The sequence below is a fragment of the Lysobacter gummosus genome (genome assembly GCF_001442805.1).
GTDB lineage: Bacteria > Pseudomonadota > Gammaproteobacteria > Xanthomonadales > Xanthomonadaceae > Lysobacter > Lysobacter gummosus.
Genome location: NZ_CP011131.1, coordinates 3140885 through 3154762, shown reverse-complemented (window position 1 = coordinate 3154762; position 13878 = coordinate 3140885). Strand labels below are relative to the sequence as shown.

Annotated in this window: 14 protein-coding genes; all 14 read left to right on the top strand. The window is 62.9% G+C overall.

What is annotated here, in order from left to right; all coding sequences use genetic code 11:
- Window positions 1–43 precede the first annotated feature (43 nt).
- Window positions 44–814: a TrbJ/VirB5 family protein gene (locus LG3211_RS12690; RefSeq protein WP_057943169.1), complete on the top strand. Its 771-nt coding sequence runs from the start codon at window positions 44–46 to the stop codon at window positions 812–814.
- A gap of 94 nt (window positions 815–908) precedes the next feature.
- Complete coding sequence (locus LG3211_RS12685) at window positions 909–1964, top strand: TrbL/VirB6 family protein (protein WP_187313008.1); 1056 nt, start codon at window positions 909–911, stop codon at window positions 1962–1964.
- 3 nt (window positions 1965–1967) lie between these two features.
- Window positions 1968–2519: a DUF4189 domain-containing protein gene (locus LG3211_RS24880; protein WP_083512508.1), complete on the top strand. Its 552-nt coding sequence runs from the start codon at window positions 1968–1970 to the stop codon at window positions 2517–2519.
- Between the two features lie 721 nt (window positions 2520–3240).
- The gene (locus tag LG3211_RS24875; protein WP_083512507.1) at window positions 3241–3798 is read left to right on the top strand and encodes a DUF4189 domain-containing protein; all 558 of its coding nucleotides are present in this window, start codon (window positions 3241–3243) and stop codon (window positions 3796–3798) included.
- Between the two features lie 146 nt (window positions 3799–3944).
- Window positions 3945–4367 (top strand): DUF4189 domain-containing protein, encoded by a 423-nt coding sequence (locus LG3211_RS27470; protein WP_083512506.1) that lies wholly within the window; start codon window positions 3945–3947, stop codon window positions 4365–4367.
- Window positions 4368–4492: 125 nt separating this feature from the next.
- A complete protein-coding gene (locus LG3211_RS24865) occupies window positions 4493–5032 on the top strand; it encodes a DUF4189 domain-containing protein (RefSeq protein ID WP_187313006.1) in 540 nt (179 codons plus the stop codon).
- A gap of 255 nt (window positions 5033–5287) precedes the next feature.
- Entirely contained in the window at window positions 5288–6007 is a 720-nt protein-coding gene (locus LG3211_RS12670) for a hypothetical protein (protein ID WP_235114530.1), read from the top strand.
- A 155-nt stretch (window positions 6008–6162) separates the two neighbouring features.
- A complete protein-coding gene (locus LG3211_RS12665) occupies window positions 6163–7377 on the top strand; it encodes a peptidoglycan-binding domain-containing protein (RefSeq protein WP_057943164.1) in 1215 nt (404 codons plus the stop codon).
- Between the two features lie 224 nt (window positions 7378–7601).
- Complete coding sequence (locus tag LG3211_RS12660) at window positions 7602–8258, top strand: hypothetical protein (RefSeq protein WP_057943163.1); 657 nt, start codon at window positions 7602–7604, stop codon at window positions 8256–8258.
- Window positions 8259–8309: 51 nt separating this feature from the next.
- Window positions 8310–9632, top strand: coding sequence for an XVIPCD domain-containing protein (locus tag LG3211_RS12655; RefSeq protein WP_057943162.1), 1323 nt, complete (start codon window positions 8310–8312; stop codon window positions 9630–9632).
- Between the two features lie 352 nt (window positions 9633–9984).
- Window positions 9985–10491, top strand: coding sequence for a hypothetical protein (locus LG3211_RS26395; RefSeq protein ID WP_057943161.1), 507 nt, complete (start codon window positions 9985–9987; stop codon window positions 10489–10491).
- Between the two features lie 72 nt (window positions 10492–10563).
- Window positions 10564–11730, top strand: coding sequence for an XVIPCD domain-containing protein (locus LG3211_RS25695; protein ID WP_148648887.1), 1167 nt, complete (start codon window positions 10564–10566; stop codon window positions 11728–11730).
- Window positions 11731–11851: 121 nt separating this feature from the next.
- Complete coding sequence (locus tag LG3211_RS12640) at window positions 11852–12349, top strand: hypothetical protein (RefSeq protein WP_057943160.1); 498 nt, start codon at window positions 11852–11854, stop codon at window positions 12347–12349.
- 42 nt (window positions 12350–12391) lie between these two features.
- Window positions 12392–13501 (top strand): XVIPCD domain-containing protein, encoded by a 1110-nt coding sequence (locus LG3211_RS12635; protein ID WP_057943159.1) that lies wholly within the window; start codon window positions 12392–12394, stop codon window positions 13499–13501.
- The last annotated feature ends 377 nt before the right edge of the window (window positions 13502–13878 follow it).

The window sequence follows — 13878 nt, the reverse complement described above, 5'->3', positions numbered from 1 at the left end:
GGCGATACCGGACTACCGTCTTTCATATTCAAGGATTCCGATCATGAAGCAGATTTCCTCGCAGTCGTTCCACTCCCTGGCACTGAGCCTGGCTCTGGCCGCATCGGTCGGTCTGGTCGCGTTGACCCCCATGCCGGCGCATGCGATCTGGGCCTCCGAAATCACCCAGGGCATGAACAATGCCGAGCTGGTGGCTTCGACGAAGAAGCTCAAGGATCAGTACGACAGCCTCATGGATCAGCTCAATACGCTGCAGAAGCAGTACGACCAGCTGAATCCGGGCAACTTCAATCTCGGAGCGATCACCGGCTTCCGCGACAACAATGGCGAGTTCAGGGAGCGCGCCACTGACTACGGCATCGAAGTGTGCGAGGAAGGCAAGAGCAGCGTGAAAACGCAGCAATTGGCTATCTGCAAGAAGTCCGTTGAGATTCGCAACCTGCGCTTCAATGCGATGGTCAAGATGCTCAAGGACGTTAAGACGCGCGACGACGAGATCAAGCGTCTGCTGGATAAGCGCAAAACGTTGACGGCGGCGGCAGACAAGGGGCAGCTCGACGCCAACACCAACGACGTGGTCCGTCTGCAGGCGCAGATGGAAAACGACATCCAGAACGGCAAGTACACGCTGGATACCTATACCGCGATCTTGAACACCTTGAACGACGACATGGTCGCGACGGCGCAACGCGCGCTGCTCAACAAGCCCGTGCCGAAGAAGGAAGGTTTCACCCTGCCGCCGATCCTGGGCAAGGTGGTTCAGGGCGCGGCGCTGAAGTTTGCGCTGTCACAGGCCGGCAAACGCGATCTTTGATCCTGACCGTCGTTGCCGAGGGCGCGACGGCAGATAGTGCAATGGCATAGAAACCGGCCGGGCGGCACGCCTGCCGATGGAGATGGAAAGACGTATGGACATCCACACCGTATCGTTGGGGGCCGGTTCGCTGTTGGACTGGATGGATATGCAGACGGCGGCTCTGCAGAACATGGAGTTCTTCACCCTTATCAAGGACCATCTGGACAAGATGATCCTGAAGTTTCAGACCAACCTGCTCAAGCGGGTAGGGCAGCTCATCGGCGCGGTCGCGGCCACGGTGGTGACGTTGTGGATTGTCGTGCAGGGCTTCCGCATCGCCACGGGCCAATCGCGCGAGCCGATGATGGCGCTGGTGGTGAACTCGCTGCGATCGGTGTTGATCGTGGGCGTTGCATTGACGACAGCGGTGACGGCGAACACGACTTACGGCGCGTTGACCGATGGCGTATCCCACGTGATCCGTGAGACGGTGACCGGGCGGGACGACGACGGCCCCTACGCGGACATGGATCAGGTGTTGGCCATCCTTCAGGCAGGCCTCGATCTGGTCGGTTCGGTGGATGTCGGCGAAGACGTGATGACCAACGACACCAAGAACAAAGCGATGAACATGATCGGCGTGGGGCTGGGCGGGCCAGTCATCATGGCGATGATCGCGATGATGTTGAACAAGATCGCTATGGCCCTGTTCATAGGCATGGGTCCATTCTTCATCCTGTGTCTGCTATTCGACCAGACCAAGGCTTTGTTCCAAAAATGGCTGTTCTATGGTTTAGCGACCATGATGTCGATGGCCGTATTGATAGTAATGACCACGATTTCGATCGACCTGATATTGGCGGTAGGTGCGGCATTCTGGGTGACAGAGCTGATACCGGGAGTAGGCGACAAAGAAAGCATCATGAACTTGGCGCTGCAGCAGGGTGGTCTAGGAACGATTCTGTCGGCCCTGATCATCACCGCTCCACCGATGGCGGGTGCGTTCTTCAATGGTGTGATGGGTCAGTTCAGTCCGTATAACGCGTTCCAGCCGGCCAGTGGTGGCAACAACTACCCGGCGCCGGGACAGCAGTATCCGCAGCAGGCTCCCCCTGTAGCGCAGGCGCCCCGTGAATCAGGCGTTCATCAGGGCAGGCGAATGAGTTAATGCTTGACAGCACTGAAACTTGAGGTGGGCATGAATTATTTTCGATCTCTGATGCTAGTGGCCGTTGTTTTTGCGGGCTCGGTCTCTGTTGCTCAAGCAGAACAGGGGTGTGCAGATGGATTTATTCCTAATGCTGCGCCGACTGGCACTCCAGGGCAAAATCAATGCGTGCCGATTCCAGGCTTGAGCAGGCCTGGAACTCCATCTGCTCCTACGCCCCAGTGGGCTAAGCGATGGGGAGCTATTGCATACGACCCGACTACCGGCAAGGTAGGGGTTGCTAGCGATATGACCAGCAAACGAAAAGCTGTCAATGGCGCTTTAGCGCATTGCAGGTCCAAAGGTGGGACGGCTTGCGCCATCAACATTGATTACAGCAACCAGTGTGCAGCCATTGTTTATGGTGGCGGCGGAGAGATAGTGAAGTCGGCTGCCGCGAGTGCTGCCACTACCGATGAGGCTGAAGGCTTAGCCCTCAAAAATTGTAGGGAAGCTGCAGGGGTTGAATGCCAGGTTTTTTATTCTGGTTGTAGCTACCCACAGCGTGTTCAGTAAAGTTCTAGCTACTCGTTAAGCCATCATTCGGCGCCCATTGGGCGCCGAATTCGTTTTAATTCGTGAGATTCGTGTGCTTAGTTGCACGGTTGCCATGGATAAATGCCGTGCGGTATCCGCACATGCTTTCTGCTCTCGATAACACTTGCGTGGGCGTGTGAGAAACTATGACCTAAGCTGGTTTCTTGCACGCACAATTGAATGGGCGGTTGCCTAAATATGAAAAGCGTCGCTTGCTCAATGCTGCTGCTTACACTCATGCACTGGGGGCTGTCGCTGCCGAGCAAGGATGCCCTGACTGATTTGTCCCCCGCGCGACACCAACCGGGACTCCTGGGTAGAGTTCAATGAATGTCGATACCGGTCTGGAGTTACGAGCGCTCATTACTGCGTCTTTTCCCTGGCGGGCTAAACGTTGGGAGGCGATCGCATACGATCCGGCCACGGGCAAGATAGGGATTGCTAGCGGTATGGTCTGCAGGCTAAAAGCTGTCAATGACGCTTTAGCGCATTGCAGGTAACGAACTGAAATCTCTCATCGGATTCGCATTTATTTTGTGGTCGTAGAAGCAGCGTCCGCCAAGTCTCTGATGCTTTTGCATGTTGATGTGCTGAGCATGCACTTGGATTCCACATCGGTGGAGTAATAAAAAAGCGCATCAGAGGAGATATTGCTTCCGTTATAATCTACGCAGATCTGAATTCAACGGAGTCGATTGACATGAACGTCGAAAAATCCTCGGCCGTCCCTGCCATGATCGCGCTGCTCGCGATCTCTTCCATCTACTCTTCGGGCGTCAAGGCAGAGCAGGGATGCCCTGATGGATTTGTTCCGAATGCCGCGCCGACTGGTATCCCCGGGCAAAACCAATGCATACCAGGCCCTCCGCAGGGATACGACAGCGGAAACGGATATTCATCAGGGTCGAGCCACCATGACGGACATGGGGCATTCGCCTTCGATCCGGCGGCGATGGCGGTAGGTGCCAGCGATATTCAGACGGCCTTCGCGCGTTCGTGGCAGGCCAAATGGTCCGCGCTTAGAAGCTGTAAGAAAAATGGTGGAACCGATTGCAAGATCATCGCGACGTTCGAGAACGAATGCGCAGCGGCAGTTCTGGGGGCGACCGATAGCAGCAATGCCAAGGTCACCATTTATGTCGGCAAGGGCCCGAACATCGACGACGCGCAGGGCGACGCGGAGCAGCGTTGTAAGGCTGCCGGTTCGCCGGTATGCAAGGCCGCCTATTCGGATTGCGCGATGCCATGGCAAGATTAGGCCGATAACAGCGATGGCTTGCCAGGAGTGAGTTGCCTTACAGGCAGGGATGCGAAGTTCGGTGGAGGCTTTGCTGTGAAAACGGTTGGATGGCTTTTGCTGGGTTTAAGTAGCGTCGCCTCGATCTCCGCTCGCGCTGAGCAGGGATGTTCGGATGGCTTCTATCCTGGAGGTGCTCAGCCAGGGGGGGGCAGATTTGCGTGTCGATCCCTGGATACGGGACTTCGGGCGGTGGAGAGACTCCCTCCGAACAGTGGCAGTCGCGTTGGGGAGCGATTGCGACGGACCCATCGGGGAAGACGGGTATAGCCGGAAATGCGCTAACCAAGAAAGCGGCGGAAAAGGCTGCCGTGAGCCAATGCCAAACCAAGGGCGGGGCTGATTGCAAGGTCAAACTTAGTTATCGCAACGCATGCGGCGTTCTTGCTTGGGGCGGCGGTTTTATGGCCACCGCCAGCGCGGAGACTTCGAGTGAGGCTTCGGAAATGGCGCTCAAGGGATGCAGCAAGGATTCTTCAGAATGCGAAGTGTTTTTCTCCGACTGCAGCTATGCGCAGCGAGTGTGTTAGTCGATATCTGCGAAAGAGGTTTGGCGCAACATGAGATCGATGCCTTTGACAGTGTCGGAAGGGAGGGGTCACCGCGACGTGTTGTAGAGGCTCGATATCGAAACAACTGCAATGGAGATGGGTATATGGATATCAAAAGCTGTGCTGGCGGCTTATTGTTTTTAGCGTTGTCTGTTTGCTGCAGCACTGCGGTGGCAGAACAGGGTTGCCCAGATGGATTCACTCCTAACGCCGCGCCGGTGGGTACTGCGGGGCAGAATCAGTGCATCCCGATACCGGGGCTGAGCAGGCCCAGCAGTGGCGGCGGCAATTACGGCCCCACTGGCTGGAAGAGTGCCTGGGGCTCGATCTTTTTTGATTCCGAAAATTCGATCGTCGGTATCGGCGAAGGCGAGAAGAATCGCAGCCGGGCTAGAAAAGCCGCGCTGGAACATTGCAAGTCCAAGGGCGGCAAGGATTGCAAAGAGGTCTTGAGCTACCGCAACCAGTGCGCTGCTGTCGTTTGGGGTCCGTCGCCGACGGGGCAGGGATTCGTCATGGACACCATGACCGCAGACACCTTTGCCGCGGCCGCTGTGAGCGCGAAGGAACAATGCGAGCCGCGCTCGGCCACGGGCAAGTGCGAGATCTTCTATTCTGGATGCAGCGAGCCAACGGCCTATTGACGAGGAACCTCGGCGGGGAGGCAGGGCGCGCCAGACCGACGCAAGCGCGTTCTAATCGTCAAGATTGCACGTCAATCGTGGGAGTCCTCGCGATGACCGCGGTCACAGCCGCGGTCCCTGTGTCGACAGCGCACATCGCGCGCGGCCGCTCGCAGCACGCTGCTTTCAAATCCCCGTGACGGATGGCTGTGCTACAACTCCCCGCACCCCGCGCCGAATACCGGTAGCCACATGAAGCACTCACCACATTGCGCAATGATGCTCGCCGCCGTGCTGATGGTAGGCTGTAAGCCTGCTTCGGCCCCGTCGTCTGCTCAGACTTCGGCGGCCGCCGCGCCGGCGGCTCCGGCGGTCGCTGCGGCGGCGCAAGCTCAGCAAGGAAAGCAGGAAATGGGTTCGCTGCAAAGTCTGCTGGATGTACTCGGCGCCAAAGACGGCGCGGCGTGGTCGGCCTTCGACCACGCGCTCGGCGTGCAGTGGCGCGATCCCGCGCCGCAGGACAATCCCGATTCGAACTCGCCGCGCAACGCGCGCTATCGCAGCGGCACCTTGCTGCTCGCCGGCTTCGGCATGGTCGAGGTGCCCGACGGCAAGGCCGGCGCCGAAGCGGGGACGCGGCAGGCCAACGAGGGCGAGGTCGGGGTGACGCTCAACGGCGATACGCAGACCGTGCATTCTGTGTCGCTCGTCAAGTTTTACGCCAGCGACGATTACCAGGGCATCCTGCAGAAACAGCTGGGGCCGGGCGCGTCGTTGAGGCCCATCGCGGGGCAGTGCGAGCTCGACTACGGCACCACCTCGGAAAACACCCAGGCCAATCAATTCTTCGAGCTGTCCTTGACTGGCTCGAAAATCGTGTATGCTGAAGTCTACGTGGACGACGGCGGCAACCAAGGCCCCGGCACGACCACCTTCGAATTCACCCCCGACAAACCGGCGCAGAAGATCGCGTCGATGCGTTGCAAGGAGTCATAAGACCCTTAGCTGGTGCGACACGCGGTCTCTCGCAGACCCTCACAACTTGATTCGTCCTATCCAAAAGGAACAGCGTTATGGCTGATAGACGAGAAAAGGCAGTGGCCACTGCCCATGAGTACCACCAGGGTACGATCGCGAGCTTGGACGCTGCGATGACCCGACGTCTGGTTGCTTCCACGGTACTGACCGAGAGCAACGGCGGTGATTTAGGAATCACCAACAAACAAGGCTATGTCGGTCGCTACCAGGCGGGAGCCGGTTGGCTGGCCGAGGCCGGCTATGTCGACAAGCACAAGCTCGACGCTGCGATGAAACACGACGGCTTCGACCCCGAGAAAACCCGTGGGGCGGAGTGGAAGTGGGCGAGCAGCGGCGGCATGACGCGCTTCCTTGAAGACAAGTCGAACTGGAACCAGGGCCTGAGCCTGGACCAGTACAAGGCCTCGCCGGAACTGCAGGACAAAGCCTTCAAGACCAACAGTGACCAGGCCTACCGCCAGGCGCTGAAGGACGGCGTGCTGCATGCCGACGACAAGGCCGAGACCGTCGCCGGGTTCCTCAAGGCGCGCCACATCGCCGGCTACGGCGGCGCCAAGGCCGCGGTCACCGGCGGCCGCGTCAGCCGCGATGCCAACGGCACCAGCAACTACGATTACCTGCACGACATCACCCGCAATCGCGACGGCCTCAATCAGCTGATGGCGCGCGATCCGAAGACGCATGCGCGCATGGATGAGTCGCGCAGCGAACCGGCGCAGGCCAACGCGATGGCCGACGGCGTGCTCAAGCACGGCGAGCGCGGCCAGGACGTGCGTGCGTTGCAGGAAACCCTCGCCAAGCTCGGCTATCGCGACGCGCAAGGCCATGCGCCGCGCGCCGATGCCGACTACGGCGATCGCACCCGCGAAACGGTGCAGTCGTTCCAGCGTGCGCACGGGCTCAAGGACGACGGCATCGCCGGTCCGGACACGTTGCAGGCGCTCAAGCACGCGGCGCAGACGCCGTTGCTGTCCAATCCCGCGCATCCCGACCACGCGATGTACAAGGGCGCGCTCGAAGGCCTGGAAAAAATGGGCCCGCAGGCGTTCAAGAATCGCGACGAACTCGAACGCACCGCGGCGACGCTGGCGTTCGAGGCCAAGGTCAGCGGCCTGAGCAAGATCGATCATGTCGTTCCCACCGCCAACGGCGCAGGCCTGTTCGCGGTGCAGGGCGGCCTGGACGATCCAGGGCATAAGCGCATCCACGTCAGCAAGAGCCAGGCGGCCGAACAGCCGGTCGAGCAATCGACGTTCCAGGCCGCGCAGGACGCTCCGCAACCCGCCGCTCCCATCCCGGACAACAAGCCCCGAATCCAAAGCGCCTGACCGGGCGGCGCCGCCGCGCGCGCGATCGAACCGGATCCTCGCGATCCGTCTCGGCCGCGAATCGCGCAGCGGTACCGCTTCGGGGCGTATCGGACGGGCGCGCGTCTTCGACGACATCGGCACGGCCATTCGATCCGCTCCCGGCGCGCACGCAACGCATCGGCGTGCATCGCATCGCTCAGCGCTTATCCGCAACAACCAGTTCAGATCAGTCAAGGAATGTCATGAAATCTGCGAATTTGTTAGCCATCGCCCTGCTCACGGCCCTGGTCGGTTGCAAGGCCGCCGACGCGCCGGCGGGCGATGCGACGAAGACGACGCAAGCCACCGTCGCTTCGCCCACCGCCGCCGCGCCCACGCCGACTTCGGCGCCTGCGGCGGTTGAGCCGGCACCGGCAGCGGCCGGCGACGGCCGCTCGCTGTGCGCGGCAGGCGAGAGCGTGGTGTTCTCGTGCACCTTGTCCGGCGACAAGAAGTTCGCCTCGCTATGCGCGTCCAAGGGCGTCAGCGATCAGACCGGTTACGTCTACTTCGCGCAAGGCGCGGCCGGACATGCCGACTTCGTCTATCCCGCGGACAAGTCCGCGCCGGCTGGCCGCTTCAAGCGCAGCCACCTGGGCTTCGGCGGCGGCAGCGGCGGCTTTGCGTATTCGTTCGAAGACGCCGGCCGCAAGCACATCGTTTATTCGATCTCCGGCGAAGGCCTGGAAGACCAGGGCGTGATCGTGGCCGCGGCGCAGGACCTGGCGAAAGCCGATTCCGCGCTGGCCTGCGAGAAGGGCAGCGTGATCGAAGACGAGGACGACGCGTTGTTCAAGTACACGATGAGCTGGCCCAAGGACGAAGCCATCGAAAAGAACGGGCTGCCGCCCAAGAACTGACCGGCTGCGTTTCAGCCCGCTTATTACCTGATCAATCAAGGAAGGATTTTCATGTCTACTCCGAACAACCGCGATTTCCTGCTGCTCAAGGCCTACGAGTCGGGCATTCGCGAACCGAAAGAACTCGCCGTTTTCATGGGCCAGATGCAGATCGAGTCCGGCGGCTTCAAGAGCATGAACGAGAACCTGCACTACAGCGGCGCGGGTCTGATGAAGAATTTCAACGGCCGCAACGGCATGGACACGCAGGCCGAGGCCGACGCGATCGCCGCCGGCGGCCAGGAAGCGATCGCCAACGCGATCTACGGCGGCAAGTGGGGCGCGAAGAATCTCGGCAACACGCAGGAAGGCGACGGCTGGAATTTCCACGGCCGCGGTTACGTGCAGTTGACCGGACGCAGCAACTACGCCGCCGCCGGCAAGGAACTCGGGCTGGATTTCACCGCCAATCCGGGCCTGGCCGCCGATCGCGACACCGCCGCGAAGGTCGCCGTGCACTACTGGCAGAGCCGCGTGGTGCCGCACGGCCATCAGCACGACGTCAAGGGTTCCACTCACGACATCAACGGCGGCGAAAAGCATTTGCCCGAGCGCCGCGCCGCCGCCGCGCAGTGGGAAAAGATGCTGACGCCGGAAGTGATGGAGCGCCTGGCGCACGGCGAAGTGAAGCTGCCCAAGAGCGTTGGCGGCCACGATCCGATGGCCGACGGCAAGCTCAAGCTCAACGAGCGCGGCGAAGCGGTGCAGCACATGCAGGAATCGCTCAAGGCGCTGGGCTATCGCGACGCGAAGGGCGGCGAACTCAACCCCGACGGCCACTTCGGCAAGAAGAGCGAGGACGCGCTCAAGCAGTTCCAGCGCGATCAGGGCCTCAAGGACGACGGCGTCGCCGGCCCGGCCACGCTGGACAAATTGAAGGAAGCGGTGAAGCAGCATGCGCAGGCGCCGGCTCAGGCACCGCAACACGCCGAGCCTGCGCGCGCGCCGTCGTTGGCCGATCCGGCCAATCGCGATCACGCGATGTACCAGCAGGCCCTGGACGGCTTGCAGAAGCTCGGCCCCAACGGCGGCTTCAAGAACCATGGAGAGATGGAACGCGCCGCCGCCACCCTGACCTACGAATCGCGCGTCCACGGCATGACCAAGATCGATCACGTCGTGCCCAACGCCGATCGCAGCGGTTTCTTCGCGGTGCAGGGCGGCTTGAACGATCCGGCCCATCAGCGCGTGCTGACCGACAAGCAGCAGGCGATCGGCCATTCGGTCGAGCAGACCAGCGCGCAGTTGCGCCAGGACGTGCCGCAGTTGCAACAGCCTCAACAGCAGCCGGCGCAGGAAGAGCGCCAGCAGCAGCCGCGGACGATGGCGGCCTAAGGGTAAGACCGCTCGCCCCGGCAGGAGGCCAGGGCGGGCGGATGTGTTGGGGATGGTGCGTCCGCCGGTCGATCCGGCGGGCGCACCATCCCGGCCCCTCACAGGGCCGCAGTTGCTCCGTGTTTGCGCTTCATCACCACTCGACAGTTGGAACCGGCCGATGACTACGAACCGCTATGCCCCGTTGATCGCTGTGTGCGCTTTGTCGTTGGCGTTGGCGGCCTGCCAGAAGCAGGGCGCCGCGCCCGACGCCGCGCCGGCCGCGCCCGCGGCGGCAGCGTCCGCATCCCCCGCGGCCGCGCCTGCCACCGCGCCCGCCGCCAGCACTCCCGCCCCTACGGATACCGCACCAATGACTACCGAAATCCCTCAAGGCTTTTCTTCCTATGCATCCGAATCCATCGGCGACGGCAAGCAGTGCGTGGCCGGCGCGACCCGCGACGAGGACGGCATGAACCAGCGTCCGGTCGCCTACGTCGCGCAGACCTCGGGCAAGCCGGTCTGGACCAAGTCGCTGGATCTGCCGGCCGACACCTACCAAAGCCGCGCCACCCACTGCGTGCGCGAAGGCGATGCGGTCTATGTGTTGCTGCAATCCGACACCCAGCCTGAGCAAACCTTGTCGCAGACCTTGCTCAAGGTGGTGAAGCTCAGCCTGGACAACGGCGCGGTGCAGGCCAGCGGCGATGTCGCCGTGCCCGGCGCGCAGGGCGCGTACTCGGCCTTCGTCGAAGAAGGCGCGCAGCACCTGCGCTGGGACAACGGCGCGCTGCAGGTGACGGGCCAGTACTTCAGCCTCGGCGATCCGGACAAGCGCAGCGATTTCCACGCCACGCTCAAGGCCGACCTCACGCATTGATGCGCACCGCGCGCAATCGGTTTTTCATCCCGGATCGATCGCTGTGTCGATCCAATCAGAAGGAGTTTGATCATGGGTAAGAAAGAAGAATTCATCGCCGACCTGTACCCGGCCGCGATGCGCGTATCCAAGCAGACCGGCATGTCGGCCGAGCTGATCCTGGCGCAGGCCGCGCTGGAAACCGGCTGGGGCGAGAAAGTCCTGCCGGGCACCAACAACATCTTCAACATCAAGGACAGCAAGGGCTGGGACGGCCCGAGCAAGACCTTCAACGTGTGGGAAATCGAAGGCGGCAAGAAGGTCTGGAAGGACCAGGATTTCCGCGTCTACGGTTCCATCGACGAAGCGCTGACCGACCGCGTCAAGTTCCTCAAGGAGAACGGCCGTTACGCCAAGGCCGGGCTGTTCGAGGAAGGCACGCTGGGTAATCTGGAGAAGGAAGCCAAGGCGCTGCAGAAGGCCGGCTACGCCACCGATCCGGGTTACGCCAAGCAACTGGGCGAAGTGTTCAACGGCCCGACCATGCGCCGCGGCATCGCCCTGGCCAACAGCCGCGACCACGGCGGTCCGGACCATGTCGAACCCAAGCCGGCCGACGCCAAGCCCGCGCCGGCCAAGCCGGTCGATGCGATGGCCGACGGCAAGCTCAAGCTCGGCGAAGAAGGCAAGGCGGTGACGGCGCTGCAGGAACGCTTGAACGAACTGGGCTTCCGCGACGCCAAGGGCCAGCCGCTCAAGCCCGACGGCGATTTCGGCGCCAACACCAAGCACGCGGTGCAGGCGTTCCAGCGCGCGCACGGCCTCGACGACGACGGCGTGGCCGGCGCCAAGACGCTCGACGCGCTGAAGAAGGCCGGGCAGACGCCGCTGTTGTCGGATCCGGCCAACCGCGATAACCCGATGTACCAGCAGGCGCTGCAGGGTCTGGAGAAACTCGGCCCGCAGGCCGGTTTCAAGAACCGCGAAGAGCTCGAACGCGCCGCCGGCACCCTCACCTACGAGGCGCGGGTGAGCGGTCTGACCAAGATCGATCACGTCTCGCTGAGCGCCAATGGCAATGGCCTGTTCGCGGTGCAGGGCGAGCTGGCCGATCCGGCCAACAAGCGCGTGCACGCGGACAAGGCGCAGGCCGCGGGCCAGTCGCTGGAGCGTTCCAGCCAGCAGCTGCAGCAGGACGTGCCGCAGACCGCGGCGGTGGCGGCGCCCGAGCCGGAAAAGACCAAGCTCCAGGTCGCGTGATCCTCGTCGCGGCCGGCTCTGTCGGCCGGCCGCGGCGGCAGGTTGCGATGGCGTGGCGCGCTGCCCAGACGCGGCCCGGGCTTGCTGCGAGAGTGCGAAGTTTCAGCAGGGAAATCGAACGATGAAATTCAAGCAGATCGGTGTGTGGACAGCGGCGCTCGCATTGGCGATGGCGTTGGGCGGGTGCGAACTGGCTTCCAACAGCCAGCCCGCTTCGGCCGCGGGCGACAAGAACGCGACGCCGGCGGCAGCCGCGCCGGCGCCGCCGGCCCAGGCCTGCCCGTCGCAGGACTTCGATGTGTTCCTCAAGGCCTTCGCCGACGACGTGCAGATCCAGCAGGCCTACACCCAGCGGCCGCTGCAGAGCGAGACCATCGACGCCAACGCCGATCCCGAGCCCAAGCCGGTGACCGCGATGCTCGACGGCGACGCGCTGCATTTCCCGCTGATGCCCAGCGCGGCCAAGCAACAGGCCGACGGCCTGGTGCTGAGCCAGACCGAGCTCAACGGCGACAAGGAAGTGATGCTGGCCAAGCCCGACACCGATTACCAGCTGTCGTTCTTCTTCCGCAAGGGCGAGTGCTGGACGCTGTACCGGATGCGCGACGACTCGCTCTGACGGCAGCGACACCCAGCCCCGCATTCCCTTCAGGAGATCGCAATGTCCTACCAAGACGTCATGAACACGATCCTGCCGCAGCAGCAGGGCCGTGAGGCGCACATCACCGGCCACTACGGCGAGCACCGCGAAAACGGCGCGCACGGCGGTTCGGATTTCAATTACCAGGGCGGCCAGGCCGGGGTCAATCTGACCCATCCCACCATTCATTCGCCGATCGGCGGCACGGTGGAATTCGTCGGCGGCCGCTACGGCACCATCACCATCCGCGATGCCGAGGGCAACAGCCATCAGCTGCTGCACACGCAGACCCAGTCGGTGGTGGTCGGCCAGCGCGTGGAGGCCGGCAGCGAGATCGGCACGATGGGCGGACGCGGCCCGCGCGGCGAGGAGCAATACGCCCAGCACGTGCACTACCAGATGAAAGACGCGCAGGGCCGCAGCATCAATCCGGAAGAGTTCTGGAATCAGCGCCAGAGCGTCGGCGGCCGCACTGCCGCGCAGGCCGACGACGGCGTGCTGCGCAAGGGCGAGAACGGCGCGGATGTACGCAAGCTGCAAGAGGATCTCAACCGACTGGGCTATCGCGACGAACACGGCCAGCCCTTGAACGCCGACGGTCACTTCGGCGACCGCACCCGTCAGGCGCTGCAATCGTTCCAGCGCGAGCACGTCCTTAAGGACGACGGCGTCGCCGGTCCGCGCAGCCTGGACGCGATCAAGCACGCCGGGCCGCGTCAGGACGATCGCAGCAGCGGCCTGCTGTCGAATCCGAGCCATCCCGACAACGCCATGTACCGGCAGGCGCTGGACGGCCTGGAACGGCTGGGCCCGCAGGCCGGTTTCAAGACCCATCAGGATCTGGAACGCGCGGCCGCGACGCTCACTTACGAGGCGCGCGTCAGCGGCATGAAGCAGATCGATCACGTGGTTCCGAACGTCAACGGCACCGGCGTGTTCGCCGTGCAGGGCGCGCTCAACGACCCGGCCCATCACCGCGTGTTCGCCGACAAGCAGCAAGCGATGAGCCAGACGGTCGAACAGTCTTCGCAGCGTCTGGCGCAGGACGCGCCGGCCTTGGCGCAGCAGCAGGCCGAGCAGCACACGCAACAGCAGCAACAGCAGCAACAACAACGCATGACGATGGGTTGAGTCCGGCTTCGGCCGGACGAGGCGACGCAAGGAGGCGTCGCGGCAACGCAGGATGCAGGGGAGGTCGCCGCTTGGACGCGGCGGTGTTTCCACAGGCTGATCCGGACCGGCGACCGCGTCTTCGGTGGAGGTGGAACGGCGGTTCGGATTGGAGGGCCTCGCAGGCCAGGGACGGTCAAGCAGTCTCTGCGGGGTTCGCGACATGGAGGTCGATGCTTCGCCCGCAAGGGCGGAGGGGCACGGCAGGTTCGGTCACTAGGGAGGCCGAACCTGCCGCTGCCGCTTATCTGCCTTCGGGCATGCGCGCCGATCGCGGCGTTGCGGTTCGAGGGGAGGGGAATCAGAGCGGCGCCGCGCGACGGCCGGTTCGACCTGGG

Bases quoted from the DNA above. Each gene is read 5' to 3' on its own strand.
- LG3211_RS12690 (WP_057943169.1), top strand. From the start codon at position 44: ATGAAGCAGATTTCCTCGCAGTCGTTCCACTCCCTGGCACTGAGCCTG.
- LG3211_RS12685 (WP_187313008.1), top strand. From the start codon at position 909: ATGGACATCCACACCGTATCGTTGGGGGCCGGTTCGCTGTTGGACTGG.
- LG3211_RS24875 (WP_083512507.1), top strand. From the start codon at position 3,241: ATGAACGTCGAAAAATCCTCGGCCGTCCCTGCCATGATCGCGCTGCTC.
- LG3211_RS27470 (WP_083512506.1), top strand. From the start codon at position 3,945: ATGTTCGGATGGCTTCTATCCTGGAGGTGCTCAGCCAGGGGGGGGCAG.
- LG3211_RS24865 (WP_187313006.1), top strand. From the start codon at position 4,493: ATGGATATCAAAAGCTGTGCTGGCGGCTTATTGTTTTTAGCGTTGTCT.
- LG3211_RS12670 (WP_235114530.1), top strand. From the start codon at position 5,288: ATGATGCTCGCCGCCGTGCTGATGGTAGGCTGTAAGCCTGCTTCGGCC.
- LG3211_RS12665 (WP_057943164.1), top strand. From the start codon at position 6,163: ATGACCCGACGTCTGGTTGCTTCCACGGTACTGACCGAGAGCAACGGC.
- LG3211_RS12660 (WP_057943163.1), top strand. From the start codon at position 7,602: ATGAAATCTGCGAATTTGTTAGCCATCGCCCTGCTCACGGCCCTGGTC.
- LG3211_RS12655 (WP_057943162.1), top strand. From the start codon at position 8,310: ATGTCTACTCCGAACAACCGCGATTTCCTGCTGCTCAAGGCCTACGAG.
- LG3211_RS26395 (WP_057943161.1), top strand. From the start codon at position 9,985: ATGACTACCGAAATCCCTCAAGGCTTTTCTTCCTATGCATCCGAATCC.
- LG3211_RS25695 (WP_148648887.1), top strand. From the start codon at position 10,564: ATGGGTAAGAAAGAAGAATTCATCGCCGACCTGTACCCGGCCGCGATG.
- LG3211_RS12640 (WP_057943160.1), top strand. From the start codon at position 11,852: ATGAAATTCAAGCAGATCGGTGTGTGGACAGCGGCGCTCGCATTGGCG.
- LG3211_RS12635 (WP_057943159.1), top strand. From the start codon at position 12,392: ATGTCCTACCAAGACGTCATGAACACGATCCTGCCGCAGCAGCAGGGC.